This is a genomic window from Mycobacterium sp. NGS27 (assembly GCF_059813005.1).
Genome location: NZ_JCALDT010000047.1, coordinates 1 through 383, shown reverse-complemented (window position 1 = coordinate 383; position 383 = coordinate 1). Strand labels below are relative to the sequence as shown.

At 64.5% G+C, this 383-nt stretch carries 1 protein-coding gene; it reads right to left on the bottom strand.

Features of this window, described 5'->3' with window-relative positions; translation table 11 throughout:
- Positions 1–383 (bottom strand): condensation domain-containing protein (locus AC5Y30_RS25505; protein ID WP_499922094.1); only part of this gene is annotated, 383 nt, incomplete at both ends.

The following is a 383-nucleotide window of genomic DNA, read 5'->3' as shown; positions in this document are numbered from 1 at the left end:
AAAACTGTGGCCCGCTACTTCCTCGACGGCCTTCGTCAGCCCGTCGTCTGAAAAATTGCTGGCATCAATGATCTGCCAACCGAAGTCAGCCTCCCCGGCGGGCACCACTACCTGCCGCGGTATGCCATTGCTCGCGACGAACAGCGTCCGCAGCGATTCGTGACGGTCCACCACATCGGCCAGCGCGACCGACAGCACCTTCGCATCGAGCCTGCCGCTGAGCCGCAACCCCACCGCCATGTTGTAGACCGCGGACGGCCCCTGCAACTGGTCAAGGAACCACAACCGGCTCTGCGCAAACGACAACGGAACCACCGCCGGCCGCTGCACCGCCACCAACGGCTCCAGCCCACCCCCACTCGAACCGACACGAGAAGCCAACC